We start from the raw sequence: 25865 nt of genomic DNA on the forward strand, positions 1-25865 counted from the left end.
TTACAGCGGCACGTTGCGGGTCGCCGCGCTGATTTGCTCAAGCGGGATCTTCGGCGTGCGGTCCGCGTTCAGCAGGCCATTGGTTTCCTGGAACGTGTCGGCAAACTGCGTATAGCAAAAGCCGGAAAACATTTGCGCTTCATTGACGACTTTCAGCAGCGCCCGGTAATGGTCGTGGAACGCGGCAGCCGTATTGGCGCGCGAATAGCCCCACGTGTGGTGTTCCGGCTGGCGCGGGTCGTACGCAATGCCGCCGAATTCCGTCAGCACGATGGGCTGGCCACGGTGCGGGAATCCATCGAGGGTCAGGATGCGGCCGCCGGGGCGGCGCTGGTCGAACAGCGTGCGTACCGGATCGCTGACTTCATAGCGGACGCGGATTTTTTCCGGGTCGGCGTCGTAATCATGGATGCCGAGGATGTCGGTGGCCGACGCCTCCCAGCCATCGTTTCCAATCACAGGCCGCGTCGCATCGAGCATGCGCGTCGTGTGGTACAGCGCTTCCACGGCATTGCGGTGCGCCTGCATCGACGTCAGGTTCGGCACGCCCCACGATTCATTGAACGGCACCCACACGATCAGGCATGGGTGGCTGTAATCGCGTTCGATGGCTTCCGTCCACTCCTTCAGCAGCCGCGTCATCGAGCGGGGGCTGAACGCATACGCGGACGGCATTTCTTCCCACACCAGCAGGCCCAGGCGGTCGGCCCAGTACAGGTAGCGGGGATCTTCGATTTTCTGGTGCTTGCGCACGCCGTTGAAGCCCATGGCCTTGGCCAGCTCCACATCCTTGCGCAGCGCCTCGTCCGATGGCGGCGTCAAATGCGACTCCAGCCAGTAGCCCTGGTCCAGCACCAGCCGCAAATGATAGGGACGGCCATTCAGCATGAAGCGGTCACGGCTGATGGCAACCTGGCGCATGGCTGTGTACGAGCGCACGGTATCGACCACCTGGCCGCCCGCGCGCAAGATCACTTCCGCGGCCAGCAGCGTGGGCCGCTCGGGGCTCCACAGCAGTTCATTGCGCGAATCATCGATGCCGGGGTCGGACAGCGCGATCTTGCGGTTGGCCTCCATGCCGACCAGCAGGTATTCATCGTCCGCCAGCAACCGTTCGCCATGCCACAATTTGACTTCGACGGCGAGGTTGCTGTGCACGTCGCCGCCCGCCAGCACTTCGCAGCCGATTTCAAAACCGTCGAAGATCGGGGTCCAGCGCAGTGTTTTGATGTACGTGGCCGGCAACTGTTCGACCCATACGGTTTGCCAGATGCCGGTAGTGCGGGGATACCAGATCGAGTGCGGATGCAGCAGCCAGTCTTGCTTGCCGCGCGGCTTGGCCAGATCGCCCGGTTCGTCTTCCACCTGTACGGTAATCACTTGCGTGTCGCCGGGCGCCAGCGCATTCGTGACGTCGAGCGCGATCGGCGTATGGCCGCCTTCATGTTCGCCTACCAGCACGTTGTTGACCCAGACCTTGGCGCGGTAATCGATGGCGCCAAAGTGCAGCATGGTGCGCGCGCCCCGCCCCTGCATGGCGAACTGCCGGCGGTACCAGCACACGGTGTGGAAGCCCTGGTCGCCAATGCCGCTGGCCTGCGATTCCGGCGCGAATGGCACCGTGATGCGGTGAGTCCATGCGATGGGATCAGTGGGAAGGCGGTAGCGGCGTTCATCGTCAAACGCGAAGTCCCAACTGCCGTTCAGCGATTGCCATTGGCTGCGTACCAGCTGGGGCCGGGGATATTCGAACTGGCTCATCATTACTCGCTTTCGTAAAAGGCTGCTGTGGCGGCACATCGTAGTCCCGTTCGTACGGCAAGGACGGCACGATACGTATCGGCAAGCAGCGGGAAGTTCGCCGCATGGTATGGATTGCGCTGCAGGGTGCGGTGGCAGCGCCCGCGCATCAGCCGCGCCGGTGCACCGCCAGCGCCCCGGCGGCCAATCCCTGCGCGAAGGCTGCGTACGCAGCGGCCAGCGCCAGCAGCGACGCGGCGCTGGCCGCCGGACCGCTGACCAGGGCATTGCGCCACAGATGGGCTGGCGCGGCGGGTAATGTCTGCGTGGTAATGTTCATGCTGTTTTCCTCCGTATGGCTACAATCGCGTAAATAGCTGGCTCAGGGAGAATCCATGCGCGATCTGCATGTTCTGGTCACGGGCGTGACCGGCTTTATCGGCAGCAGGCTGGCGGGCGCCCTGCTGGCGCAAGGCTGCCGGGTGTGTCGCGCCGGGCGCCGCGCGATGCGCGCATCCACCACATTGCCGCCGATTTTGCGCACGATACCGAAGCCGGGACATGGATGGCGCGCCTGACCGATGTGGATGTGGTGGTCAATACCGTCGGCATCATCCGTGAAACGGGACAACAGCGGTTTGCCGCGCTGCATGTGGCGGCGCCGCGCGCACTGTTCGACGCGTGCGCCGCCAGCGGCGTCAAACGGGTCGTGCAATTGTCTGCGCTGGGCGCCGATGATGGTGCGCAGACGGCCTATCACGTCAGCAAGCGCACGGCGGATGAGCTGCTGGCGGCCCAGCCGCTGCGCGCCTACATCGTGCAGCCGTCGCTGGTATTTGGCGCGGGCGGCGGCAGCGCGGAACTGTTCAAGGTGCTGGCCGCGCTGCCGGTAGGCGTGCAACTGGGACCGTCGGCGATGCTGGTGCAGCCGGTGCATGTCGACGACGTGGTGGACGCGCTGGTGAAACTGGTGCGCAGCGCGCCGCTGGCCGGCGAGCCGTATCCGCTGTCCGCCTGGGCGCGGCGGGTGCCGCTGGTGGGCGCGGAAGCGCTGCCGCTGGCGGCCTATATGGCCCAGTTGCGCCATGCGCTCGGGCTGGGCCGGCAATGGCGTGTGGCGCTGCCGCGGCCACTGGTGGTCTTGCTGGCCTGGGCCGGTTCCGTGTTGCCAGGCGTTCCGTTCGACCGCGCCGCACTGGCCATGCTGGAAAGGGGCAACACGGATGATCCGGCCGCAACGCGCGCCTTGCTGGGACGTTCGCCCCGTCCTGTCGGGCGCTTTATTCCTGCGGGCAGCGCACGGATGGAAAGGATGCAGGCGTTGCTGGCGTGGCTGCTGCCGGTGCTGCGCTTCAGCATTGCCTTGGTGTGGCTGTTTACTGCGTATGTCTCGGCGTTTGCATGGCCTGTGGCGGACAGCCTGGCATTGCTGGCCCGCAGCGGCGTGCCGGCGCAACTGGGCCCGTTCATGCTGTACAGCGCCAGCGCCATGGATGCACTGTTCGGCCTGGCCACATTGGCGCTGCCCTGCCGGTGGCGCAGCAAGCTATGGCTGGCGCAGATGGCGCTGATCATGCTGTACTCGCTCATCATTGCGTGGCGCCTGCCGGAATTTGTCTGGCATCCATACGGGCCGTTGACGAAGAACTTGCCGATGCTGGCGGCGCTGTGGCTGCTGTACGAACTGGAAAAGCCATGGACTACGTGACCGTCAAATGGCTGCACATCGTGTCGTCGGCCTTGTTGTTCGGCACCGGCATTGGTTCCGCGTGGTATTTGCTGTTTGCCACGCTGTCGCGCGACGTGCGCGCCATTGCCGTCGTAGCGCGCAACGTGGTGCGGGCGGACTGGCTGTTCTCGGCCACCACCATGGTGCTGCAGCCGTTGACGGGCTGGTGGATGGCACACCTGGCAGGCTTTCCGCTGCACAGCAAGTGGCTGACGTGGTCGATCGGGCTGTATGGGGTGGCGGGGCTGTGCTGGCTGCCGGTCGTGTGGCTGCAAATGAAACTGCGCGACGCCGCTGCGTTGGCGGCGCAGCGCGGCACGGATTTGCCGCCGGAATATTGGCGCTGGTTCCGCTGGTGGGTGGTGCTGGGCATCCCGGCATGCTTTGCCTTCGTCGCCGTGTTTTACCTGATGGTGGCCAAGCCCATGTGAATGTGCGCAAACGTACGGTACGGGAACGGTGCGCGCGGCAACATAAGGGCTTTCCACAAGGAGGCCATCATGACCAAGCGTATCGGCAACAAAGACATCGCGCAGCACCGCAGCAAGGAAGAAAAGAAACGCATCCATGCGTCGAACGTGGCAATGGAAGCGCAAAAGCAGGCGGCTGCGCGCGAAAAATACCGCAACATGCAAAAGGGACAGCCTTTCAACGTGATGAAAGAAGTTTGATGGGTGGCGCCCTTCGTTCATAATGTGCAGATTGTTTAAAAAATCCGCACATTTTGTGCACACTGAACGAAGGAGTCTTTCATGTCCACCATCAGCGTCGACCGTCACGACCTGGCTTTGCTGGCTGAACTGCAGCGCGACGGGCGCGCCACCAACAGTTCGCTGGGCGAGCGCATCCACTTGTCCACGTCGCAGGTGAGCCGCCGCATCCAGCGGCTGGAAGAAGCGCACGTGATCGACCATTATGCGGCCATGCTGGATCCGGCCGTGGTGGGGCTCGGTGTGCTGGCGTTTATCCATGTGACCTTGGACCGGCATGGGACGTCGTCGGGGGCGAGTTTCGAGCAGGCGGTCAGTGATTTGCCGGAAGTGCTGGAATGCTTTTCCGTGACGGGGGAAGCGGATTATGTGCTGCGGGCCGTGTCGCACGACCTCGCATCGTTTTCAGAATTCATGATGCACAGCTTGCTGCGCATACCGGGCGTGACGAATGTGAAGACGAATATATCGCTGAAAAAGGTCAAGCAAGTGACGGAACTGCCGCTGGACCACATTGCCCAGCCCAAGCAGCCGAAGATGCGCGTGCACTTCGCGCAGTAAACGGTGCCTGGCACCAGGCGTTTTTGAAACTTAAGATGCCTCCGGTCAATACCGGCCCAAATATAAACAGCCCGCACTTGGCGGGCTGTTTTGCGTTAGGCATTGAGCAGGGTCAGAACTCTTCCCACTCGCCGTCCGGCGAATTCACAGCTTTTTTCGACGCCTTGGAAGCTGCCGCTGCAGATTTCTGCTTGGCTGCCGGACGGGCCACTGCCAGCGCCGTCACCGGGGCCCTGGCTGCCGGGCGGGCCGCGGCCGGCTTGGCAGCATAGTGTGCATTGTCAATGCGGAACGCGCTCACCACGCCCGCCAAGCTGGCCGCCTGGTCTTGCATGGCTTGCGACGCCGCCGCCGTCTCTTCCACCAGCGTGGCATTTTGCTGCGTGGTCTGGTCCATTTGCGCAATCGCCTGGTGCACTTGCGCGATGCCCGCATTCTGCTCTTCCGTCGCGGAACTGATTTCGCCCACGATGTCCGTCACCTGGCGGATGCTGTTCACCACCTGTTCCATGGTCATGCCAGCCTGCTCCACCAGCTTCGTGCCCGAGCCGACTTTTTCCACGGAATCGTTAATCAATACCTTGATTTCCTTGGCCGCCGCTGCCGAACGCTGCGCCAGGTTACGCACTTCCGTCGCCACCACGGCAAAGCCACGGCCCTGTTCACCGGCGCGGGCAGCTTCCACCGCCGCGTTCAGCGCCAGGATGTTGGTCTGGAACGCGATACCGTCAATCACGGAAATGATGTCGACAATCTTGCGCGATGAATCGTTGATCGAGCCCATCGTGAAGATCACTTGCTCCACCACGCTGCCGCCCTGCACTGCCACTTCCGATGCGGAACGGGCCAGCTGGTTGGCCTGGCGGGCATTGTCCGAATTCTGGCTGACGGTCGACGTCAACTCTTCCATCGACGAAGCCGTCTGTTCCAGCGCCGCCGCCTGCGCGGAAGTACGCTGCGACAAATCACCGGTACCCGCAGCGATTTGCTGCGACGCCGAGCTGACGGCATCGGCCGACGCACGGGCCGCGCCGATCGCGCCGCCGATATCCGTCAACAGCTTGTTGAACGCCACCGCCGTGTGGCCGATTTCATCCATGCGTTCCACTTGCACCTGGCGCGTCAAGTCCAGCGACTGGCTGACTTCTTCAATCGTGCCTTTGATGGCAGCCAGGCTGTTGCGGATGATGTTGAACAGATGGAAGCCCAATACAGCCGTCACGATCAGCGCCACAACGATCACACCCACCAGCAAGCTCAGCGCACTGTTGTAAGCGGCATCCGCTTCTTCCCGCACCTGGTCAATCAGTTTATTGTTGTAAGCAATGTGGTCATCCAGCGATTTCTGCAGCGCAGCCGCGCTGACCGCCAGCGGCGTGCCAGGCTGCAGCGTTTCGCGGATGGCGTCCATGTCGCCCGCATGCGACGCGGCCAGGAACGGAATCAGCGCCTGGCGGTAAGCCGCCATGGTCGACTTGTCCGATTCCACCATCTTGCGGTCGGTGTCGTCATAAATACGCTCTTTTTCATATTCGCCAATCACCGTGTCGAACTTCGCGTGCGCATCGTTATACGCCTTGTCCAGCGCAGTCTTGTCCGGCAGGTTCGAGAACACCGACAGGCGGTAGCCGGCCAGGCGGCTGGCGGCCAGCGCGTGCTTGGCCGCGTTCAGGCCGGCAATGCTGGGCAACAGGCGCGATTGCACGGTTTCAAAACGCTGCTGCGAGCGCTTCAGTTGGATCAGTCCATTGGCGCCGACAAAAATCAGGGCCAATAACGCGACTGACAGGGTCGTAATCAAGCGCTTGGTAATAGTCATGGGGTCTTTGATTAGAAATTGATCTATATCAACCGGGATACCGGTTTTGTCCACCGGCAAGTATCCCGGAATGCCCCGCCTGCGGCAAGCATTTACAGTTACTTTTATATTGAAATTATCAATATGTATGGATCTTTAAGCAAAGTTCCGTGGCGCATCAGCATCATTCACAAAGATCGCTTTATTCAGACAGCGGCAGGCTTCAGTGGTTCGTACTTTTCGCCAGCGCCGAACACGCGCTGAATACCTTCGGCAGCCGTGCATGCGTCACGTTCCCGAACGCTGTGCACGCGATGGCAGCAGCGCAGCCACGACACCGAGCAACGGCAGAAAGGCAATGCCGCGATACACGGCATCGATCCCGGCACGGTCCGCCAGCAAACCCAATACCGCCGCCCCCAGCCCGCCCATGCCAAATGCAAAGCCAAAGAACAAGCCGGAAATCGTCCCGATCCGGTGCGGCACCAATTCCTGCGCATACACCAGGATGGCGGAAAACGCGGACGACAGCACCAATCCAATGATCACGGCCAGCACCGTGGTCCAGAACAAGCCGGCATGCGGCAAGGCCAGCGCAAACGGCGCGACGCCCAGCACGGAAATCCAGATCACAGGCTTGCGCCCGATGCGGTCGCCCACCGGGCCGCCAATGATCGTCCCCACGGCGGATGCGGCCAGGAAGTAAAACAGCTGCATTTGCGCGTCTTGCACGCCGAGGCCGAACTTGTGCATCAGGTAAAACGTATAAAAGCTGCTGATGCCGGCAATGTAAAAATATTTGGAAAACACCAGGACCAGCAAGACGGCCAGTGCGCGCTTCACGACGGGACGCGGATACAGCCCGGCAGGCTCCGAAGGATGGCCGGCCTTGCCGCGCACGGCCGGAAGCACGCCGCGCTGCGCATACCAGTGCCCCACCTGCGTCAGCAACACCATGCCGATCAATGCCGCCAGCGAAAACCACGCCACGCTGCCTTTGCCATACGGGACGATCACGGCAGCCGCCAGCAGCGGTCCCAGCGCGCTGCCGGCATTGCCGCCCACCTGGAACAGCGATTGCGCCAGCCCATGGCGCCCGCCGGACGCCCGCCGCGCAATACGCGACGATTCCGGGTGGAAGATGGCGGAACCCAGCCCGATCAGCGCAGCAGCCGCCAGCACCGCCGCGTACGCGGGCGACCAGGCCAGCAACAGCAGGCCGCAAAACGTGGCCAGCATGCCGAACGGCAGCGAATAAGGCTGCGGGCGGCGGTCCGTATACACACCGATCAGCGGCTGGAACAGCGACGCCGTCAACTGGTACGTCAGCGTGATCATGCCGACCTGGATGAAACTGAGAGCGAATTCGCCCTTGAGCAGCGGATACAGGGCAAGGATCAGCGACTGCATCATGTCGTTGATGCAGTGCGATGCACTGACGGCGGCGAGGACGCCGTTTGCGGCGCGGGGCGCGGCTGGCGCCGGCGAGGTTTGGGCAGTGGCGGGCATAAAAATCCTGACGGTTGACTTGAATCTGCCGCCATCTTAGGCATAATGGACCAGTCTTTCTCGCGCAAAAATGGCGCAATACCTCGCAAAAAGGACATTCATGCACACGCCGGCCTGGCAATACCTGGAATCCATTGACCGCGCCACGTCGGATGTCAGCTGCAAACCCAATGACTATGCGGCCGGCGTCTTCATTGAGCGCCACCGCCACAACAAGCACCAGCTGGTGTATGCGGTGCAAGGCGTGCTGTGCGTGCATTCGGATCACGGCCAGTGGATCGTGCCGCCCAACCGCGCCATCTGGATGCCGGCCGGTGTTGACCACTGGATACGCTGCATCGGCATCACGCTGATGCGCAGCGTGTATGTGCACCCGCGCGCCGCCGCATCGCTGCCGATACAGGCAGACGACCGGCCGCGCGCCGTCGCCGTGACACCTCTCTTGCGGGAATTGATCGTGGCGGCGATGGCGGTGCCGCAACCCTATGTGCGCGATTCGCGCGATGGCCGCCTGATGGCGCTGCTGGTGGATGAGCTGCAAGCACTGCCCACCTTGCCGCTGCACTTGCCACAGCCGCGCGATGCACGGCTGCGCGCCATTTGCAATGCGTTGCGGGACCAGCCGGCCAGCCCGGATACGCTGGCCGACTGGGCCGGCCGGATCGGCATTGACGTGAAAACCATCCAGCGCCTGTTCGCCAGGGAAACCGGCATGACATTCGGCCAGTGGCGCCAGCAGACACGCTTGCTTGGCGCGCTGGAGCGGCTGGCGCAGGGCCATAAAGTCGTCGATGTCGCACTGGACCTCGGCTACGATAGCCCCAGCGCGTTCGCCACCATGTTCAAACGGCAGTTCGGACAAACGCCCAGCCGCTTTTTCGCGTAAGCGCGGCAAATGACTTGCCCAGCTGCTGCATTGCGGTATTTCCATTCCCGTCACATGCCGCCATGGCCACCGGTGCTGTGGGTTTAGCGTCACCCCCCTCTTACAGGTTTCAGGTATCCTGACGTCACCTCGTCCACCAGGTGATCCGCATGAATGTGAGTTCACAGTTACTGGTCAACCGCAAGCCTGCACTCGCGCTACGCCTGGCACTGGCGGCTGCCGTGTATTACGCGCTGGCCCGCCTGGGCTTGCTGATGGCGCTGGAACAAAGCAATGCCAGTCCGGTATGGCCGCCATCGGGCTTCGCGCTGGCGCTGTTGCTGCGGTTTGGGATGCCGCTGTGGCCAGCGATCCTGGCTGGCGCGTTTTGCGCCAATGTCGCGGTATTCAAATCCAACGGCGTCGCATCCGATACCGTGATCTTCGCGTCGTCCGCCGTTATCGCCATCGGCAATACGCTGGAAGCCGCGTCGGCCGCGTGGCTGGTGGAGCGCCTGCGGATACGGCCGCACCGCATGCAATCGCAGCTGGAGGTGTACCTGTACACCGCGGTTGCAGCCTGCGCCGCCATCGTGGCCGCCGCCGCCGGGGTGCTGATCCTGGGCGTATCCGGCATCGTCCCTGCTGCGGCGCTGCCCGCCGTGGCGGGCACGTGGTGGCTCGGCGACTTCCTCGGCATCCTCATTATTTCACCGCTGCTGCTGGTGCTGTTGCGCCCCATCCGCGCACCAGGCGGCGTGCGCGCAGCGTTGGCCAGCTTGCCCCGCAAGGCGCCGCTGCTTGCCGCCACCGCTTGCGCGGCCATCCTGATTTTCGCCGCGCCGCCCGGCGAGTGGGCCGTGCCGCGCGCACTGCCCTACCTGCTGTTGGTGCCGGTTGGCTGGGCCGCCGTGCGGCACGGACGCGCGGCAGTGTGCCTGGTGCTGGCGATCATCTGCATCATCGCCGTCCCCGCGACCGCCATGCAGCGAGGCGCATTCGTGTCCGGTGTGCTGCAGCACTCGCTGCTGTCGCTGTGCGCCTTCCTCGCCATTCTCACCATCGTGGCGTGGGTGCTCACGGCCGGCTATGCGGGCGAGCGGCACATGCGCCAGCAAGCTGCGGAGCAACAGGACGGCGCGCATCCGCCACTGTCATGGACGCCGGCGCTGACGCTGGGCCTGGGTATCGCTGTCACGGTCAGCGCATGGGCGCTGGTCGAAGCGGACACCGAGCGGCGCACGCAGGAACGCTTTGCCGATGCCGCCGAGACGGTGCGGGACAAACTGGTTGAGCGGCTGGCGGCATACGAATCCCTGCTGCGCTCCGGCGCCGCCGTGTTTGACGCGTCGGCGGAAGTCGAGCGCTCGGAGTGGCAGGCGTTTGTCGCGGCCATCGACCTGCCGCACCACTATCCGGGCTTGCTGGGGCTGGGCTATGCGCGCTATATCCCGGGGCCGTCACTGGCGGCGGAACAGGCTGCGCTGCAGCGCGACCTGCCCTCGTTCCACGTGTGGCCGGAAGGCGAACGCGCAGCCTATGTGCCCGTCACGTACCTGGAACCACAGAATGACCGCAACCGCGCTGCGATCGGCTACGACATGCTGAATGAACCGGTGCGCCGGCGCGCTTTGCAGGACGCCATGCAAAATGGCCGCCTCAGCGCCACCGGCGCCGTCACGCTGGTGCAGGAAATCACGCAAGAAAAGCAAGTGGGCTTCCTGATGTATAACCCCGTGTACACGGGCGCCGCGCGCAGCACGCAGGAAATCGGGCCGCCGACAGGCTTTGTCTACAGCCCGTTCCGCATGCGCGATTTGATTGCCGGCGTGTTTGGCGACAGCTTGCAGCAAGTGCGGCTCGATATCCTCGACAGTACGCCCAACGGCAAATTGATCTATGAAAGTGCGGCAGAAACTGGCCAGGCGCCCAGCTACCTGTCGCTGACCAGCCTGCAGGCGGTGGCGGTCGGCGATAACGGCCACCAGTGGATTTTGCGCGTGCGGCCCACCGCCGCATTTGACGCCACCGTCGACCGGGGCAAATCGCACCTGGTGCTGACCCTGGGCACGCTGGTCAGCCTGATGTTTTACGGCGTCAGCTTCAACCTCGTCAAAGCGCGCCAACTGGCGCAAGTGGACGTGGTGCGCTCCGCCGCCAGCCTGGAACAGTCGGAAGCCCGTTTCCGGCTGTTGACGGAAAATATTGCCAACCACGCCATCGTGCTGCTCGATCCCGCCGGCTTGATCGCCACGTGGAATGCCGGCGCGGCGCGCCTGTTCGGCTACCGCGACGTGGAAATCATTGGGCGCCCCATGTCCAGCCTGATCGGCCCCGAACCGGGTTCCGTGCACGTGTCCCGTACAGCCCTGGAAGCCGCGCTGCAAGCGGGCCAGTTCGAAGACCTGGGGGAACGCGCACGGCGCGATGGCAGCACTTTCCTGGCGCTGATGCAGCTGTTTCCCGTGCTGGAAAAAAATGGCGCGTGCATCGGCTATGCCATGATATTGCGCGACGTGACGCGGGAAAAAGCCGCCGAGCGGGAATTGAATGAAGCGAAGACCCAGGCGGAAGCGGCCAGCGCGGCAAAAAGCCTGTTTGTCGCCAACATGAGCCACGAATTGCGCACGCCGATGAACGCCGTGCTGGGCGCCGTGCAATTGCTGGACCGCACGCAGCTCAGCGCCGAGCAGGCGGGCTTCGTGCAAATGATTTCCGTGGCGGGCAAGTCATTGCTGGCCGTGCTGAACGACGTGCTGGATTTTTCCAAGATCGAAGCCGGCAAGCTCGATGTCGCGCACGAAGCGTTTTATATTGATGACGTCATCGATGCACTGGCGTCCGTGATGGCGATCCATGCGGGCGAAAAGGGGCTGGCCGTGGCGGTCATCGTGGCGCCGGACGTCCCGGCCAGCCTGACGGGCGATGCACTGCGCCTGCAGCAAGTACTGTTAAACCTTGTCGGCAACGCCATCAAGTTTTCTGAACGGGGCCACGTCACCGTATCGGTGTTCCTGGTGACGGACCACGCAGGCGCGCCGTGGCTGCGCTGCGAAGTGGCCGATACCGGCATTGGCATCGCACCGGAACAGGTGGAACGGCTGTTCATTCCATTCAACCAGGCCGACAGTTCAATGGCGCGCCGCTTTGGCGGCACCGGCCTGGGACTGGCGCTGTCGCGCCGCCTGGCCGCGCTGATGGGCGGCACGCTCGACGTGCACAGCGTGCTGGGCGCGGGCAGTACGTTCGGGCTGCAATTGCCGCTGCGCGCGGCCAGCCTGCCGGACCGCTACCCGCTGCCACCCCGCTTGCGGGGCATGCGCATGCTGTGCGTGGGCCTCGACACGCAGGAACAGACCAGCATGGCGCACATGGCGGCCCGCTGGGGATATACCGTGGATATGGCGCTCAATGGCGCCGATGCGCGCCGCATGGCGCTGGCGGCCACGGCGAACGGCCATCCGTATGGCGCCATCGTGGCGCAGTACAGCGATCTGGCAGTACTGGCGGGCATGGCGCCGCTGCTGATCGAGGCAACGTATGCGTATGCGCTGCAGGATGGGCGCCCGGCAACGGCAGCGCATGCCGTGCTGACGCGCCCGCTGGTACGCTCGGCGCTGTACCATGCGCTGGTAGCCGGCACGGCGAGGATCGTGTCAGGCGCACAAGAACCTGCGGAACAGGCGCAGCAACCTGATACAGCGGAACAGCAAACGCCACCTTTCAGCCCGGTGGAATCCGCCCGGCGTCCGCTGGAAGGCTTATCGCTGCTGCTGGTGGAAGATAACTTGCTGAACCAGGTCGTGGCCCGCAATATGCTGGAACTGGGCGGCGCGGCGGTTGCCATTGCCAGCAATGGCGCGGAAGCCGTCGATTACCTGCGCGAGCATAGTGGCCAAATCCAGCTGGTGATCATGGATGTGCAAATGCCCGTGATGGATGGCTTTGAAGCGACCCGCCGCATCCGCAACGAGCTGGGATTGCAATTGCCTGTGCTGGCCATGAGTGCCGGCGTGACCCTGTCGGAACAGGCGCAATGCCACGCGGCGGGGATGAATGACTTTATTGCCAAGCCGGTCGACTGGGCCGGCTTGCTGGCGGCCGTGCAAAAACACTGTGCACGGGCCGCCATTCCGGAATCTTAGCGGTATGCCAACGGTGCGGCGGGACGCAGCATGTCCCAGCCCAGCTGGCGGCGGATTTCCTGCATTGACGGCGGCGGGCAACGCTCGGCCTGGCGCGCTTCCAGGTATTGCCGGATTTGTTCCTTGGTCGGGTGTTTTTGCTGCGTCATGTCCACTCTCCTGATTGTGTCGATCCTGTCACTGCCTGGTCCATATTAGGGGGATCGCTGCTCAATTTCCAATCAAGTTCTTGATAATGATGATATCGGTTCCGATATCGCTGCCCGTATCGTGTATCAGTTCGGGCGGGTAGCCATCGCCGGCAGCGATTTCCAGCTCAAGATGCCCGGCATTTTGAAGTGCACAGTACGCAGGCCGGACTTACGGGCCGCCAGCAAGTTAGGCAGCGACGTGTCAATCAGCACGGTTTCATCCGCGTGCACGCCCATGGTGCGCAGCGCCAGCGCGTGCATGCCGTCGTGCTGGCGATGGGCCGCATCGTGGCGCGAGGCCACCAGTGTGAACTTGCTGTTGACATCATTGCCAAACAATTGTTCCAGCAGCGCGGACGCCGATGCCGCCGGCAAGTCGCTGATGACGCCCAGCTTGCAGCCGGCATCCAGCGCATCCTTGATCAATTGCACGCCGCGCGGGTTGGCTTCCGGCTTGCGGATAGCCAGCGCATTATGGAAATGGCGGTGGTGCGCCGCATTCAAGTCGATCGCGCGCGAACGCTTACCCTTGCTTTCTGGCTGGTCTTCCTGCGGCAGCGCCACGTCCAGCACCCGGGTCCAGCCCACTGTGGAAGCCACTTCGCGCAATTCCGGCATGCTCCAGCGCAGCGGCACGCCCGTGTCTTCCATTGCGGCGCGGCAAGCTGCCAGGTGCAGCGGCGCCGTATCGAACAGGATTTCATCCAGGTTCAGCAAAATCGCATTGATCGTCATGGCTTGTTTCCTCATGGTGGGTGCTTGCAGAGCTGTCAATATACGATCGTTAAACGCGGAAGAAAAATTAATTATTATTCGCCATTGATAAGGATTACCTTATGCATTTCCGCCATCGCCAGCAGGTCCGGCACGCTGTCCTTATAATTGGTATGCTCCCTTTGAGATAGTTCCCCCATGCTGATTACCGACCCGCTGTTCTATGCCGCCGCCGTTCCCGCCGTCCTGTTGACGGGCATTTCCAAAGGCGGCTTTGGCGGCGCGCTGGGCGGCGTGGCCGTGCCGCTGATGGCGCTGGCGGTGTCGCCGCTGCAGGCCGCGGCTGTCATGCTGCCCATCCTGTGCCTGATGGACGTCGTGGGATTCCGCGCGTATTTCCGCAAATGGGATACGGACAACTTGAAAATCATGCTGCCCGGAGCGCTGGCCGGGATTGCCATTGGCGCGCTGACGTTCGGCATGCTGTCGGAAAGCGCCATCCGTTTGCTGATCGGCGGGCTGGCGATTGCGTTCCCCATCAATAACTGGCTGGGGCTGGCCGCGAAGCAGCACGCGGCTGGCCGTTCCGTCGGCAAGGGGATGTTCTGGTGCGCGCTGTCCGGGCTGACCAGCTTTATTGCCCATGCGGGCGGGCCGCCCGTCATGGTGTACATGCTGCCGCAGCGAATGGACAAGGTGCGCTATGTGGCCACCATCAGCGTATTCTTCGCGTTCGTCAATGCCGCCAAACTGGCGCCCTACGCGTGGCTGGGACAGTTTTCACAGGATAACCTGGCCACGTCGCTGGTCCTGGCGCCGCTGGTGCCGATAGGTGTGTACTTCGGCATGTGGCTGCAGGATAAGGTCAATACCGTGTGGTTTTACCGCATTGCGCAGGCAGGGTTGCTGGTAACGGGTATGCAGTTGATCTACAAAGACATAGGCCACTTATTTTGACGCAGGAGGGGCGGGTTACAGGTCGTCCGGCAAAACAGCCGGATGGGCAGTCCTGCCGAACCGTTCCAGCAGCTGCGGCAGCGGCATGGGGCGTCCCAGCAAATAGCCTTGCACCAGCGTGCAGCCAAACTGGCGCAGGTAGCCCAGTTGCCCGTCCGTCTCCACGCCTTCCGCGATGACGCCGATCCCCATGTTGCGTCCCAGGTCCAGCATGGTGCGCACGATGGCGCAGTCGTCGCGTTCACGCGGGATGCCCGCAAGGAACAGCCGGTCGATTTTCAGGGAAGCGATGGGCAGGGTTTTCAACAGCGACAGCGACGAATAACCCATGCCGAAATCATCGAGGCTGATTTCAAAGCCCAGCTGCGTCAATTTGCGCATGATGGGCAGCGATGTATCGATGTGCGACATCACCATGTTTTCCGTCAGCTCGATCTGCAGGCTCGATGGATCCACGCCCGCCGCCCGCACGGTGGCCATCAATTCGGCAGGCAGGCTGCTGTCGAGGAATTCCGGCGCCGCCATATTGATGTGCACTTTCACATGGCTCAGTCCCGCCGCGTGCATGCGCGGCAAATCACGGCACACTTGCTGCACCACCCAGCGGCCCAGGTGCACGATCAGCCGGCTCTGCTCCGCCACGGGAATGAACTGGTCCGGCGGCACGACGGCGCCATCGGATTTGCGCCAGCGGACCAGCGCTTCCACGGCATCGAGCACGTCGCCATGCGCATCCATAATCGGCTGGTACATGAGGAAAAATTCGCCCCGCTCAAAGCCATGCTGCAATTCCGACAGCATGATCAATTGCTTCGCCAGCACATCCTGTTCCGCACCCTGCGCATCGCTGTAATGGCTGACGCGGTTGCGGCCATTGCGCTTGCTGGCATACATGGCGGCATCGGCCGCGTGCAGCAATTGCGCGGTATTGGCGCCATGGGCGGGAAACATGCTGATGCCGATGCTGGCCGATACCGACAATTCATGGCCCAGATACTGGAACTGTTCGCGCGCACTGGCCGCGACCCGCTGCGCCAGCGCCTCCACCTCCTGCGGTTCCAGCCCGTAGTCCGTCATCATGGCAAATTCATCGCCGCCCAGCCGGGCCACGACGGCGCCCTGCGGCGCAAGAATGCGCAGGCGCTCGGCAAATGCCTTGAGCACGACATTGCCGGCCGCGTGGCCGAACGCATCGTTGATGGGTTTGAACTGGTCCAGGTCGATATACAGCACGCCGAACCCCGCGCATGGCGGACATTGTTCACAGGCCCGGTCCAGCAGGTAATGGAAATGCGCACGGTTGACGAGGCCCGTCATTTCATCGGTCTGCGCCAGCACGCGCATGCGCTCTTGCTGCGCCATGCGCTGCGCCGTCTGCGCGATCAGCGCGCTGATGGATTCCGCTAGCCCCGGCAACTGCGCTTCGCGCTGGCGCGGTTCGCGGGAAAAGAATTCCAGTATGCCAGCACTGTGCAAGCCGCCGTCGCCGCCCGTGTACGTGACGGGGAAGAAATAGCCCGATTGAAGGCCGCAGCGGCGCGCGCTGGCCAAGCGTCCGCCCTGCTCCGTATCGGTGCTGGCGTCAACCCATTGCGCTTTGCCGTTCCACACTTCGCCCAGTACACCCTGGCGCATGTCGCCGGCTGCCGTCGTCGTCACGGCGCGCAATTCCGCATAATCGCCAGTGTCCGCATGCCATACGTGGCGGCAGCGCAGCACACTGCCGTGTTCATGTCTTTCCTGCACCCAAACATCTCCCACTTTCCCACCGCGCGCATCGTTCCGTGCTCCGGCTGTTCCGGCTGTTCCGGCTGTCCCGGCAGTCTGGCCATGTCCTGGTTCCTGCACCCAAAAAGCGCCCCAATCCCACCCCAGTTCATCGCACACCAGCTGGATGATCTTGTGGATGGCCGCATCAAACGTGTCGGTGCCGATCAGGTATTGCGTCAGCGCGAAGCTGAACCGCTCGCGCATGGCCGCATGCTTGGTGGACGTGATATCGACCAGCATGCCGGCTACGATGGCTTCCCCTTCGCGCGCCACCGGCTGCACTTTCAGCCAGCGCGTGCCCTGGTCCGGTACGCTGACGCGGAATTCACAGGCGGCGCCCAAATGCGTATCCGTGATGGCGCCCAGCGTGCTGCGCAGGCGCCACGCGTCCTGCGGCGCCACGTGCAACAGCGCATCAGCCACTTCATGGCAGCCGCTGGCAGGAATGCCCAGCAGCGACGACGCCACGGCCGACAAATACAGCCGTCCATGACGGTGCTCATACCACCAGCGCCCCAGCCCGGCCGCTTCATCGACGGCGCTGGCGCGCAGCGCCCGTTCACGCACGATGCGCCACGCATCGCCCGACATCACTGGCTGCGGTGGCGTCAGTGCTGCGGCAAAAAGGTCTTCACGGGGGAACTGCAGGCAATCGTTCTTCATCGTCTTCCGGTTTCTTCGCACCATGTCAGTGCATCCTTGACCCACTATCGATCAAATATCACGGTACTACCCGGGGCCGGCGGCAGCATGGTGCATAGCAGCAAATGCTGTGCCATGCACAGCGCGCTCCACGCACATGGGGCGCCAATGGTATGATCGCCTGATTAATCATGACAATAGATCAATAGCCCCGGGAGATTGAATGACCAAGCACAGGAAACGCGCACAAGCGCTGGCAGCTGGTGCACTGCTGGCCGCCGGCGCCCATGCCGCAGCACAAACGAACCAGACAGCCAGCGACGCCGATGTCCCCCGCGTTGAAATCACGGGTTCCGCCATCAAGCGGGTGGAAGCGGAAACCCCGCTGCCCGTGCATATCATTACGCGCGCAGAAATGGACAAGGCCGGCGTGACGACGGCGGGCGAACTGATCGCCCGTATTGCCGCCAACTTGAACGGCTTGACCGATGGCGCCAGCATCACGGACGGCAAAGACCAGCGCGGCTTCAACAGCGCGAACTTGCGCGGCATCGGTACGTCGTCCACGCTGGTGCTGCTGAACGGCCGCCGCATGGCGAACTTCGCCTCCCCTGGCGACGACACCGGCGTCGACTTGAATAACATCCCTGCCGCCGCGCTGCAGCGCGTGGAAGTCTTGCTCGATGGCGCTTCGTCGCTGTATGGCACGGACGCCATTGGCGGCGTCATCAACTTCATCACGCGCCGCGATTACCAGGGCCTGGAATTGAATGCATTTGGCGCGGCGACCAAGGAAGGCGGCGCAGGCAAGCGCACGGCCAGCATCGCCGGCGGCACGGGCGACCTGGCGCGCGACGGTTTCAATATCTTCGGCGTGGCGGATTTCCAGCGTACCGATTCCCTCAGCACGTCGCAGCGCAGCTTCATCGGCGACTTGCACATCGATGAGCGCCTGGGTCACCTGCTGTCCAGCTATACCAGCCCCGCCAACATCCGTTTGACGTCGGCGCAGCGCGACCATTTGCAAGACATCGGCTTCACCATCGGCGGCAAGCCCATCGTCAACCGCATGATCAACCTGTCGGCGCCCAATTGCGCGCCGCCTGCCAACCCGTACCTGCCGGCCGGTACGGGCGGCGAAAATGCGTGCACGTATAACTATATGCGCGATACCGAGCTGTATCCAAAGTCGGAAAAAACCAGTTTCCTGGGCCGCGCCGTGTTCCAGCTCAATCCTGTCGCGCAACTGTATGCGGAAGCATCGTATGCGCGCGCCCGTACGCATTACGTGGCCTCGACCGCGCGCGTGAAAGCCTACATCGATTACAAGAAAATCCCGCAGCTGGCCAATACCGGCCTCGATACACTCGACGACGACGTTCCCGGCGAACTGGAATTGCGCGTGCGCCTGAACGAAGCAGGCCGCCGCACCAGCGAGTTGACCAGCACGGGCAAGCGCGTCGTGGTGGGCGTGACCGGCACCGCCGGCGGCTGGGATTACGATGCGGCGCTGAACCACAGCACCAACACGGTGGCCGACAAGGATACGCACGGCTACCTGCTGTACGACAAACTGCTGGACGGTATTGCCGATGGCCGCATCAACCCGTTCGGCCCTTCCAGCGCGGCCGGCCTGGCGCTGCTCAATTCCATCCAGGTCAACGATGACGTGCGCCATTCAAACGGCACCATGGACAGCGTGGACTTCAAGATGAGCCGCGACGTTATGCCGATGGCCGGCGGCCAGATGGCGCTGGCGCTGGGCGGCGAAGTGCGGCGCGAACGCACGCACTTCGCACCATCGGCGCTGCTGCTGAGCGATAACATCAATAACGATGCGGCGCCCGAAGGCGGCCGCGCCACCAGCGACAGCCGCCACGTGGAAGGCGTCTATGGCGAATTGCTGCTGCCATTCGCCAAGCAGTGGGAAGCGCAACTGTCCGCCCGCTACGACCATTACCAGCTGATCGGCGGCGCTGCCAGCCCGAAAGTCGGCGTCAGCTACCGCCCCGTACAAGGCTTGATGCTGCGCGGTTCCGCCGGGCGCGGCTTCCGTGCGCCATCGATGGCGGACATGTTCCGTCCGACGCGCGTTGGCGCCACCGCCACGCTGCCCGATCCGCTGTATTGTGCCACGGTGGACAACAATTACGCCGATTGCGCCGACAACTGGGAAACGCGCCACTACAGCAATGCGAAACTCAAGCCTGAGCACAGCAAGCAATTGTCGCTGGGCGCCGTGTGGGCCGCGACCGACCGCACCAACCTGTCGCTCGACTATTGGCGCATCAAGCGCACGGATTTGATTACGGAAATCGGCGACGACATCATCCTCGGCAACCTGTCCAAATATGGCAACCTGGTGCACCGCGATGAAGATGGCTTGATCGAGTACATCGAACTGCACAAGGAAAACCGCGGCGCGCAGGAAGCGTCCGGCCTGGACCTGATGGCGGAATGGCGTGGCGGCGCCACGCAGTTCGGCCGCTTCGGCGCGCGCATCAACGGCACTTACGTGCTGAAGTCGCGCATCCAGAATGCGCCGGGCGACGCCTACGTCAGCAATCTGGGACGCTTCGTCACGGATGGTGCCGTGCAGCGCTGGCGCCATACGGCCACGTTCGACTGGGAACAGGGTCCGGTGTCGGCCTACCTGTCGCACACGTTCTCGTCAGCGTATGAAGACCAGAATTCCGCCATCAATGTCGATAACGGCACGGTGGTAGCGGCCAACCGCGTGAAGGCATATTCGCTGTGGGATTTGTCCGGTACTTACCAGGCCAGCAAGCGGCTGAAGTTCCGGGTCGGCGTGCAAAATATCTTTGATACCAGCCCGCCATATTCGAACCAGGCGTACTTCTTCATTTCAGGCTATGACCCGTCGTACACGGATCCGCGCGGACGCCGCTGGTTCGGCAACGTGTCGTATTCGTTCAAATAAGCGCTTGCGTTAGCTGCAGCACTGACCTTGCCATAAACCATTGCTACGATGGTTTATGGTGCGGCCATTCCGGTCCGCGCATCGTCAGGAGGCGCAGCATGAATTCCATCGATCAGCAGCAACCCGAAAGCAACCATTGCGACTTGTCCGGCCCGGACGCAGTTCAACGCATCCGCGACATGGTTGATGATGCCAAGACCTGTTTCTTTTGCACGGCAGGCGGTGTACGCCCGATGAGCCCGCTGGAAGTCGATGACCAGGGCAACCTGTGGTTTCTCAGCGCGGATGACAGCCATAAAAATGATGAGCTGCACGCCAGCCCGTCCGTCCGGCTGTATTTCCAGGGCTCGGCCCGGTCCGGGTTCCTCTACCTGGACGGCCAGGCCGAGGTGTCGCGCAACGAGGCCCGTATCCATGAGTTATGGAATTTCGCGCTGAAAACGTGGTTCACGCAGGGCGAGGCCGATCCCCGCATCACCGTCATCCGCGTGACGCCGACGCAGGGCTATTATTGGGATAATAAGCATGGCGACGCCGTAGCCGGCGCAAAAATCATGGCGGGCGCCGTGCTGGGCAAAACCCTGGACGACAGTATCCAGGGCGCGCTGCGTCTTTAACTGCGTTGCAGCCGGCGCAACACGGCCGGCACAATCAGCTTGTGCATGGGCGCGACCGGCAGCATATAGATGCGGCCCAGCAGCCCGTGCAAGTGCACGACCGTGGACACTGCCACGGCATCCTGCCCTTCATGGCGCACCTTGCAGACCGACACTTGCACGCGCAAATGCCTGTCGTCGTCGCCCAACACCACTTCGTCGTCCGATACGCGCAGCACTTTGAAAATGCCGGCGCGGTCGCCCGGCCGGTAATCCGCTGCCGCCTTACCGGCCCGCAAGCCATTCAAACTGCCGAGATTCTTCAATCCCACCAGGGCCACGACGCTGTTCCGCAGCGACATCAGGGCATTCACCCAGCCCGGCGTTTGCCTGACGGCGTCCAGGTACATTTCCATTGCCGTGCGCCCGTGCGGCGCCAAGGTGGTTAACCAGCAATCGTGGAAGTGGGCGCCAGCCAGTTCGGCGTGTAAATAGCTGGTAGCGGGGATGGCGGTTTCAAAGATGGGCGCGTTCATTGCCGGAAGAATAACATGCGCGCTGCTTTACTGCTCGGGTAACACATCCACGTCGACATCCGGCGGCACGCCCGTTGCAGGCCGCGTGAAGTCCTGTTTCAGCGGCACATGGGGGCTGAAGAAGCCGCCGTTGCGCAGGTAAAAATGGCCCTGTTGCACGCCGCCTGCGTAGTCCAGCCGCTGCCCGTTGGCGGCAGTGGCATCGCCCGTATAGCGCGCCGTCGCCAGTTCCGTCCATTTGCCAGCCGTGCTGCGCGCCCACTGGTTGCCATACAGTGCGCTGCGCTCCAGGTAGCCATCGCTGTCAATGAAGTTTTCCAGGAATGAGTACAAGCCCGTCAGGTACGTGCTGCCCCCTGGCCGCTTCCAGGTGGCGATAAAGCGCCAGCTGGCCAATTCCGGCGCGTAGAACCATGCCGAGTAATCGGTCGCGCCCGCGCCATCCGGGCGGGCGCGCGTGAGGAAGCGGTACGCCGTGCCGGCCGCCCAGTTGTAGACAAGGTAAGACTGGCCGCCCGTGCCTTCGCCGCCAAACGGGAGATGCGCAACGCCTGCGCCTTTTTTCACCAGCGTGGTCTTGCCGCCGTTATCGGCGTCCCACACGGAAAACAAGATCCACCGCTGCGCTCCCGGCTTGGCCTGGATGCCGAAGTAGCCATGTGCAAAGCCGTTGGCCATGAAATAAGATCCCGGCTTATCCTGCCCTGGCGGGACCGTGACTTCGCTGTAAAAGTATTCCGTATTGGCTGGCGCCGCGTAGCGCAAATGGACGGACGGGCCGCGGCGCGACCAGTAATAATTGGCCGCATCATTGGCATAATTGAGGCTGGCATCGGTGGTAATTTTCAACGACTGCACGTCGCCAAATGACGCGCCGCTTTTACTGACGCCCTGCAAATCCACCCGCACATAGCCGGGCGCAGCCACATTGACGGATCCCACTGCATACGTCCGGCTCTCCGCGCCGGATAAGCCGACGCTGTAGGACGCGCCGTTGACCATCACCCGCACGGTGCTGCCGCCGCCATCAGGCACGCTGGCATCCAGCGCCACTGCCGCCTGGCCTGGCCCATCCACATAAAACCATGTGCTGATGACGGTGTCGGCGCTGGTCCAGTTGACCAGGCCATTGCGGCCAATGGCGGCGCCTGCGCGGGCGCTGGTCACGAAGGCGTTGCCGGCCAGCGGCACGGTGGCCGCCTGGCGCGATTCCCGTGCCGCCGCCGGCATGCCACAGCTGGCCGCCAACGCCACAGCGAAGAACTGGATCAGCAGGGTTCGGCGGTTCATGATGGCGGAAGCATACCAGCTTGCACGGTAACGAGATACCCTACAGCAGAGAATAGATCGCCGATACGATGAGACAGAGAAGAGCCACCACGGTCATTGCTCCTAGAATCCTGGATTCCGTGCTACTCTCCGCTGCCTTTCCTTGCCTGATGTTTGACAGCACCTTTCGTACATCGCGGCCGAGCATCGACGCGATTCGTTCGTTGGACTCCGAAATCATACCGGCCGTGCTGAGAAGGAGAAGCAGCATGGTCCAGTCGAAGCCGTGCGTCGCCAGCATCCACCCGGAAATCGACATCCCGATGAAGCAAAGAATCTTGAAGAAGATGGCGATCCCTCTAAATTTGCTGGATGGATTGTTCATTTTCGATGCCTCACGGCCGGTCCGGGTGCGCGCCTACTGCGGCAACGTGTTCACATCCACCGCCGGCGCCACGCCGGTCGCAGGCCGCGTAAAGCTCTGGTTGACCGGCACATAAGGGCTGAAGAACCCGCCATTACGCAGATAAAACCGCCCATTTTGCAGGCCACCCGCGTAATCCATGCGCTGGCCATTGGTAGCCGTCGCATCCCCGGTAAAGCGCGCCGTGGTCAGTTCAGTCCACGTGCCGGACGTGCTGCGCGCCCACTGGTTGCCATATTGCGCGCTGCGTTCCAGGTAGCCATTGGTGTCGATGAAGTTTTCCAGGAACGAGTGCACACCGGTCAGGTAAGTACTGGTGGCCGGCCGCTTCCATGTGGCGATGAAGCGCCAGGTGGCCAGTTCCGGCGCGTAGAACCACGCGGAATAATCCGTGGACCCGGCGCCGTCCGGACGGGCGCGCGTAATGAAGCGGTACGTGGCGCCGGCCGCCCAGTTATACACCAGGTAACTCTGGCCGCCTGTGCCCTCGCCGCCAAATGCGTTATCCACCACGCCGGCGCCCTTCTTCACCAGCGTGGTCTTGGCGCCGTTGTCCGCGTCCCAGACCGAAAACAGGATCCACCGCTCGCTAGGCGACTTGACCTGGATGCCGAAGTAGCCCTGGCCGAAACCGTTGGCCATGTAGTAAGAACCGGTCTTGTCCTGCCCGGCCGGCACCGTGACTTCGTTGTAGAAGTATTCGGTGTTGGCGGGCGCTGTATAGCCGAGGTGCACCGATGGTCCGCGGCGCGACCAGTAATAATTGGCCGCATCGTTCGCATAGTTCAGCGTGGCGGCGGTAGTGACTTTCAATGCCGACACGTCGCCAAAATAGCCGCCGCTCTTGCTGACGCCCTGCAAGTCCACGCGCACATAGCCGGGCTGCGCCACATTCACCGTACCGATGGGGTAAGTCTTGCTGGCGGCGCCGGCCAGGTTCACAGTGAACGGCGTGCCATTGACGGTGGCGCGCACCGTGCTGCTGGCGCTGCCGGCCAGCTTCGCATCCATCGCCACCGTTACATTGCCGGCGGCGTTCACGCGGAACCAGGCGCTGGTGATGGTAGTGGGGCTGGTCCAGTTGGCCAGGCCATTGCTGTTGATGATTTCCGTGGCGCCGGAGGGGGCGCTGGTGATGAACGCGTTGCCGGCCAGCGCGACGGTGGAAGGCGTAGCGGCTGCCCCGGGGCTGGCGCCCTGTTTTGCGCGCGGAATATCCTGGGTAACGGCGGAGGGGCCGCCGCAGCCGGCCAATAACAGCACTGTAAATTGCAGCAGCAAACTTCTACGTTTCATTGCTTCTGTCTCCTGTGTGTAGGGTGCGGCCGGGCCGCACCACCTCGTTGACGGTCCCGGGCCCGGAACCGATTCATGGCGTTAATACTTGTCGCCGAACGCAAAAATCGGCTTGCGCTTGGCCCACGCGCCTTTGGTAAAGTCCGGAAAGTCCAGCGTCTGGTAGTTCTGTGCAATCGACTGTTCCGACAGCGGCGTGATGGCGCTCCAGGTCACCGCATCGTAGATATCGATCGGCATCGGGGCATTCGCCTTCAGCGCTTCGATGAAAGCATGGATCACGAAATAATCCATGCCGCCATGGCCGGCGCCGGACGCTTTTTCCGCATACTTTCGCCACAGCGGGTGGTCGAACTTGTCCTGGTAGCCCTGGAAGTCATCCCACTGGTGCGGCTTGCTGATGCCTTCGATATGGATGCCGTGGTTCACGTCCATCCACAAGCCATTGGTGCCCTGCACGCGGAAGCCCAGCGAATAGGGGCGAGGCAGCGACGTGTCATGCTGCAGCAAAATGGTTTCACCGTTTTCACAGGAAATCGTCGTCGTGACGACATCGCCCAGCTTGAACTTCGCCTGCGCATTCGGGTGTTCAGCCCCGCCCTGCTTGACGATGTATTCGTGCAAGCCACGCGCCTTGGTGGCAAACGTGTTAATGCGGGTAAAACGGTTGCCCCGGTTGATGTTGGCGTACATTGCGCACGGCCCAATGCCATGGCTTGGATACAGTTCGCCATTGCGCTGCACCGAATGCTCCGTGCGCCAGCGCGCTTCCGACCAGCCTTTGCCGCCGAATTCCACGCCGCTGCCATAAGGCTTGGCGGGATCGCCATTATTGAATTTCACGGCCCGCAAATCGTGCTGGTAGCCGCCCTGCAAGTGCACCAGTTCCCCGAACAGGCCGGAACGCACCATTTGCAGCACGGCCATCACGTCGCGCCGGTAGCACACGTTTTCCAGCAACATGTACGGCGTGCCCGTCTTCAGCTGCGTATTGAGCACATCCCAGTGGTCTTGCAGCGACACGCCTGCCACCACTTCACAGCCGACCGGCACCTTGGCCTGCATGGCGTCGATGGCCATTTGCGCATGCCATTCCCACGGCGTGGCAATGATGACGCCATCGAGTTCTTTCGCATCCAGCATGGCGCGGTACGCGTGCTTGTCGCCATTGTCGCCATACGTGCGGGGGCGAGGCTTGCCCTCTTTCTCCACCTGCGCCAGCGCCTTGCCCAGCATGATCGGCTCGATGTCGCACAGCGCCGACACTTCCACGTCATCGCGGCGCAGCAATTCGCGCAGCAAGACCTGGCCCCGCATGCCGGTGCCAATCATGCCGATGCGCACGCGCTCGCGCCCTTCCGCGGCCAATGCGGGCAGAGACAGGCTGCCTGCCAGTGCCGCCGTGGCGCCGCTTGCGGCAGTGAGGAATTGGCGCCGGTTCAATAATTTATTCATCGTTTGTTCTCAATCTT

General features: G+C 62.8%; 21 protein-coding genes and 1 pseudogene. 10 read left to right on the top strand and 12 right to left on the bottom strand.

Features of this window, described 5'->3' with window-relative positions; all coding sequences use genetic code 11:
• The gene (locus tag GM668_RS05665) at window positions 1–1764 is read right to left on the bottom strand and encodes a glycoside hydrolase family 2 protein (protein ID WP_308506812.1); all 1764 of its coding nucleotides are present in this window, start codon (window positions 1762–1764) and stop codon (window positions 1–3) included.
• 145 nt (window positions 1765–1909) lie between these two features.
• Complete coding sequence (locus tag GM668_RS05670; protein WP_155437962.1) at window positions 1910–2080, bottom strand: hypothetical protein; 171 nt, start codon at window positions 2078–2080, stop codon at window positions 1910–1912.
• Window positions 2081–2135: 55 nt separating this feature from the next.
• On the opposite strand from GM668_RS05670, the pseudogene GM668_RS31065 reads away from it, so the two are divergent.
• The 5 genes and pseudogenes from GM668_RS31065 to GM668_RS05685 form a co-directional block, all read left to right on the top strand.
• A pseudogene (locus GM668_RS31065) lies at window positions 2136–2659 on the top strand (NAD-dependent epimerase/dehydratase family protein); the annotation flags it as partial.
• A complete protein-coding gene (locus GM668_RS31720) occupies window positions 2657–3448 on the top strand; it encodes an SDR family oxidoreductase (protein WP_371868646.1) in 792 nt (263 codons plus the stop codon). The pseudogene GM668_RS31065 and the gene GM668_RS31720, both read left to right, overlap by 3 nt.
• Window positions 3436–3900 (top strand): DUF2269 family protein, encoded by a 465-nt coding sequence (locus GM668_RS05680; RefSeq protein WP_155437963.1) that lies wholly within the window; start codon window positions 3436–3438, stop codon window positions 3898–3900. Before GM668_RS31720 ends, GM668_RS05680 begins: the two co-directional genes overlap by 13 nt.
• Before the next feature lie 69 nt (window positions 3901–3969).
• On the top strand, window positions 3970–4140 hold the full coding sequence (locus tag GM668_RS30515; protein WP_170305502.1) for a hypothetical protein: 171 nt from the start codon (window positions 3970–3972) through the stop codon (window positions 4138–4140).
• An 81-nt stretch (window positions 4141–4221) separates the two neighbouring features.
• Complete coding sequence (locus tag GM668_RS05685; protein ID WP_155437964.1) at window positions 4222–4740, top strand: Lrp/AsnC family transcriptional regulator; 519 nt, start codon at window positions 4222–4224, stop codon at window positions 4738–4740.
• Window positions 4741–4852: 112 nt separating this feature from the next.
• Here GM668_RS05685 and GM668_RS05690 read toward each other — a convergent pair whose 3' ends face one another.
• Both GM668_RS05690 and GM668_RS05695 read right to left on the bottom strand, forming a co-directional pair.
• Window positions 4853–6559 (bottom strand): methyl-accepting chemotaxis protein, encoded by a 1707-nt coding sequence (locus tag GM668_RS05690; protein ID WP_155437965.1) that lies wholly within the window; start codon window positions 6557–6559, stop codon window positions 4853–4855.
• Between the two features lie 267 nt (window positions 6560–6826).
• Entirely contained in the window at window positions 6827–8047 is a 1221-nt protein-coding gene (locus GM668_RS05695; RefSeq protein WP_155437966.1) for an MFS transporter, read from the bottom strand.
• A gap of 100 nt (window positions 8048–8147) precedes the next feature.
• Between GM668_RS05695 and GM668_RS05700 the strand changes: the two genes are divergently transcribed.
• Complete coding sequence (locus GM668_RS05700; protein ID WP_155437967.1) at window positions 8148–8933, top strand: AraC family transcriptional regulator; 786 nt, start codon at window positions 8148–8150, stop codon at window positions 8931–8933.
• A gap of 149 nt (window positions 8934–9082) precedes the next feature.
• Complete coding sequence (locus GM668_RS05705) at window positions 9083–13057, top strand: CHASE domain-containing protein (protein ID WP_155437968.1); 3975 nt, start codon at window positions 9083–9085, stop codon at window positions 13055–13057.
• Here the strand turns inward: GM668_RS05705 and GM668_RS30520 are convergent.
• Window positions 13054–13206, bottom strand: a complete 153-nt coding sequence (locus GM668_RS30520; RefSeq protein ID WP_170305503.1) for a hypothetical protein — start codon at window positions 13204–13206, stop codon at window positions 13054–13056. The two genes, GM668_RS05705 and GM668_RS30520, sit on opposite strands and share 4 nt — an antisense overlap.
• Window positions 13207–13332: 126 nt before the next feature.
• Entirely contained in the window at window positions 13333–13983 is a 651-nt protein-coding gene (locus GM668_RS05710) for an HAD hydrolase-like protein (protein WP_170305504.1), read from the bottom strand.
• 177 nt (window positions 13984–14160) lie between these two features.
• Between GM668_RS05710 and GM668_RS05715 the strand changes: the two genes are divergently transcribed.
• The gene (locus GM668_RS05715) at window positions 14161–14919 is read left to right on the top strand and encodes a sulfite exporter TauE/SafE family protein (RefSeq protein WP_155437970.1); all 759 of its coding nucleotides are present in this window, start codon (window positions 14161–14163) and stop codon (window positions 14917–14919) included.
• A gap of 15 nt (window positions 14920–14934) precedes the next feature.
• Here GM668_RS05715 and GM668_RS05720 read toward each other — a convergent pair whose 3' ends face one another.
• Window positions 14935–17352 (bottom strand): putative bifunctional diguanylate cyclase/phosphodiesterase, encoded by a 2418-nt coding sequence (locus tag GM668_RS05720; RefSeq protein WP_170305505.1) that lies wholly within the window; start codon window positions 17350–17352, stop codon window positions 14935–14937.
• A 202-nt stretch (window positions 17353–17554) separates the two neighbouring features.
• Between GM668_RS05720 and GM668_RS05725 the strand changes: the two genes are divergently transcribed.
• Window positions 17555–20272 (top strand): TonB-dependent receptor, encoded by a 2718-nt coding sequence (locus tag GM668_RS05725; protein WP_155437972.1) that lies wholly within the window; start codon window positions 17555–17557, stop codon window positions 20270–20272.
• Window positions 20273–20370: 98 nt separating this feature from the next.
• On the top strand, window positions 20371–20889 hold the full coding sequence (locus GM668_RS05730; RefSeq protein ID WP_155437973.1) for a pyridoxamine 5'-phosphate oxidase family protein: 519 nt from the start codon (window positions 20371–20373) through the stop codon (window positions 20887–20889).
• Here GM668_RS05730 and GM668_RS05735 read toward each other — a convergent pair.
• The 5 genes from GM668_RS05735 to GM668_RS05755 all read right to left on the bottom strand — a co-directional run bounded on the left by GM668_RS05735 (window position 20886) and on the right by GM668_RS05755 (window position 25848).
• Window positions 20886–21404, bottom strand: coding sequence for a DUF2867 domain-containing protein (locus GM668_RS05735; RefSeq protein ID WP_155437974.1), 519 nt, complete (start codon window positions 21402–21404; stop codon window positions 20886–20888). The genes GM668_RS05730 and GM668_RS05735 overlap by 4 nt on opposite strands.
• 27 nt (window positions 21405–21431) lie before the next feature.
• Window positions 21432–22694 (bottom strand): DUF3472 domain-containing protein, encoded by a 1263-nt coding sequence (locus GM668_RS05740; RefSeq protein WP_155437975.1) that lies wholly within the window; start codon window positions 22692–22694, stop codon window positions 21432–21434.
• Window positions 22695–22734: 40 nt separating this feature from the next.
• Window positions 22735–23058 (bottom strand): hypothetical protein, encoded by a 324-nt coding sequence (locus GM668_RS05745; protein ID WP_155437976.1) that lies wholly within the window; start codon window positions 23056–23058, stop codon window positions 22735–22737.
• 33 nt (window positions 23059–23091) lie between these two features.
• A complete protein-coding gene (locus tag GM668_RS05750) occupies window positions 23092–24393 on the bottom strand; it encodes a DUF3472 domain-containing protein (RefSeq protein WP_155437977.1) in 1302 nt (433 codons plus the stop codon).
• An 81-nt stretch (window positions 24394–24474) separates the two neighbouring features.
• Entirely contained in the window at window positions 24475–25848 is a 1374-nt protein-coding gene (locus tag GM668_RS05755; RefSeq protein ID WP_155437978.1) for a Gfo/Idh/MocA family protein, read from the bottom strand.
• Window positions 25849–25865 lie beyond the last annotated feature (17 nt).

The sequence above is a fragment of the Pseudoduganella ginsengisoli genome (assembly GCF_009720865.1).
Lineage (GTDB): Bacteria > Pseudomonadota > Gammaproteobacteria > Burkholderiales > Burkholderiaceae_D > Rugamonas > Rugamonas ginsengisoli.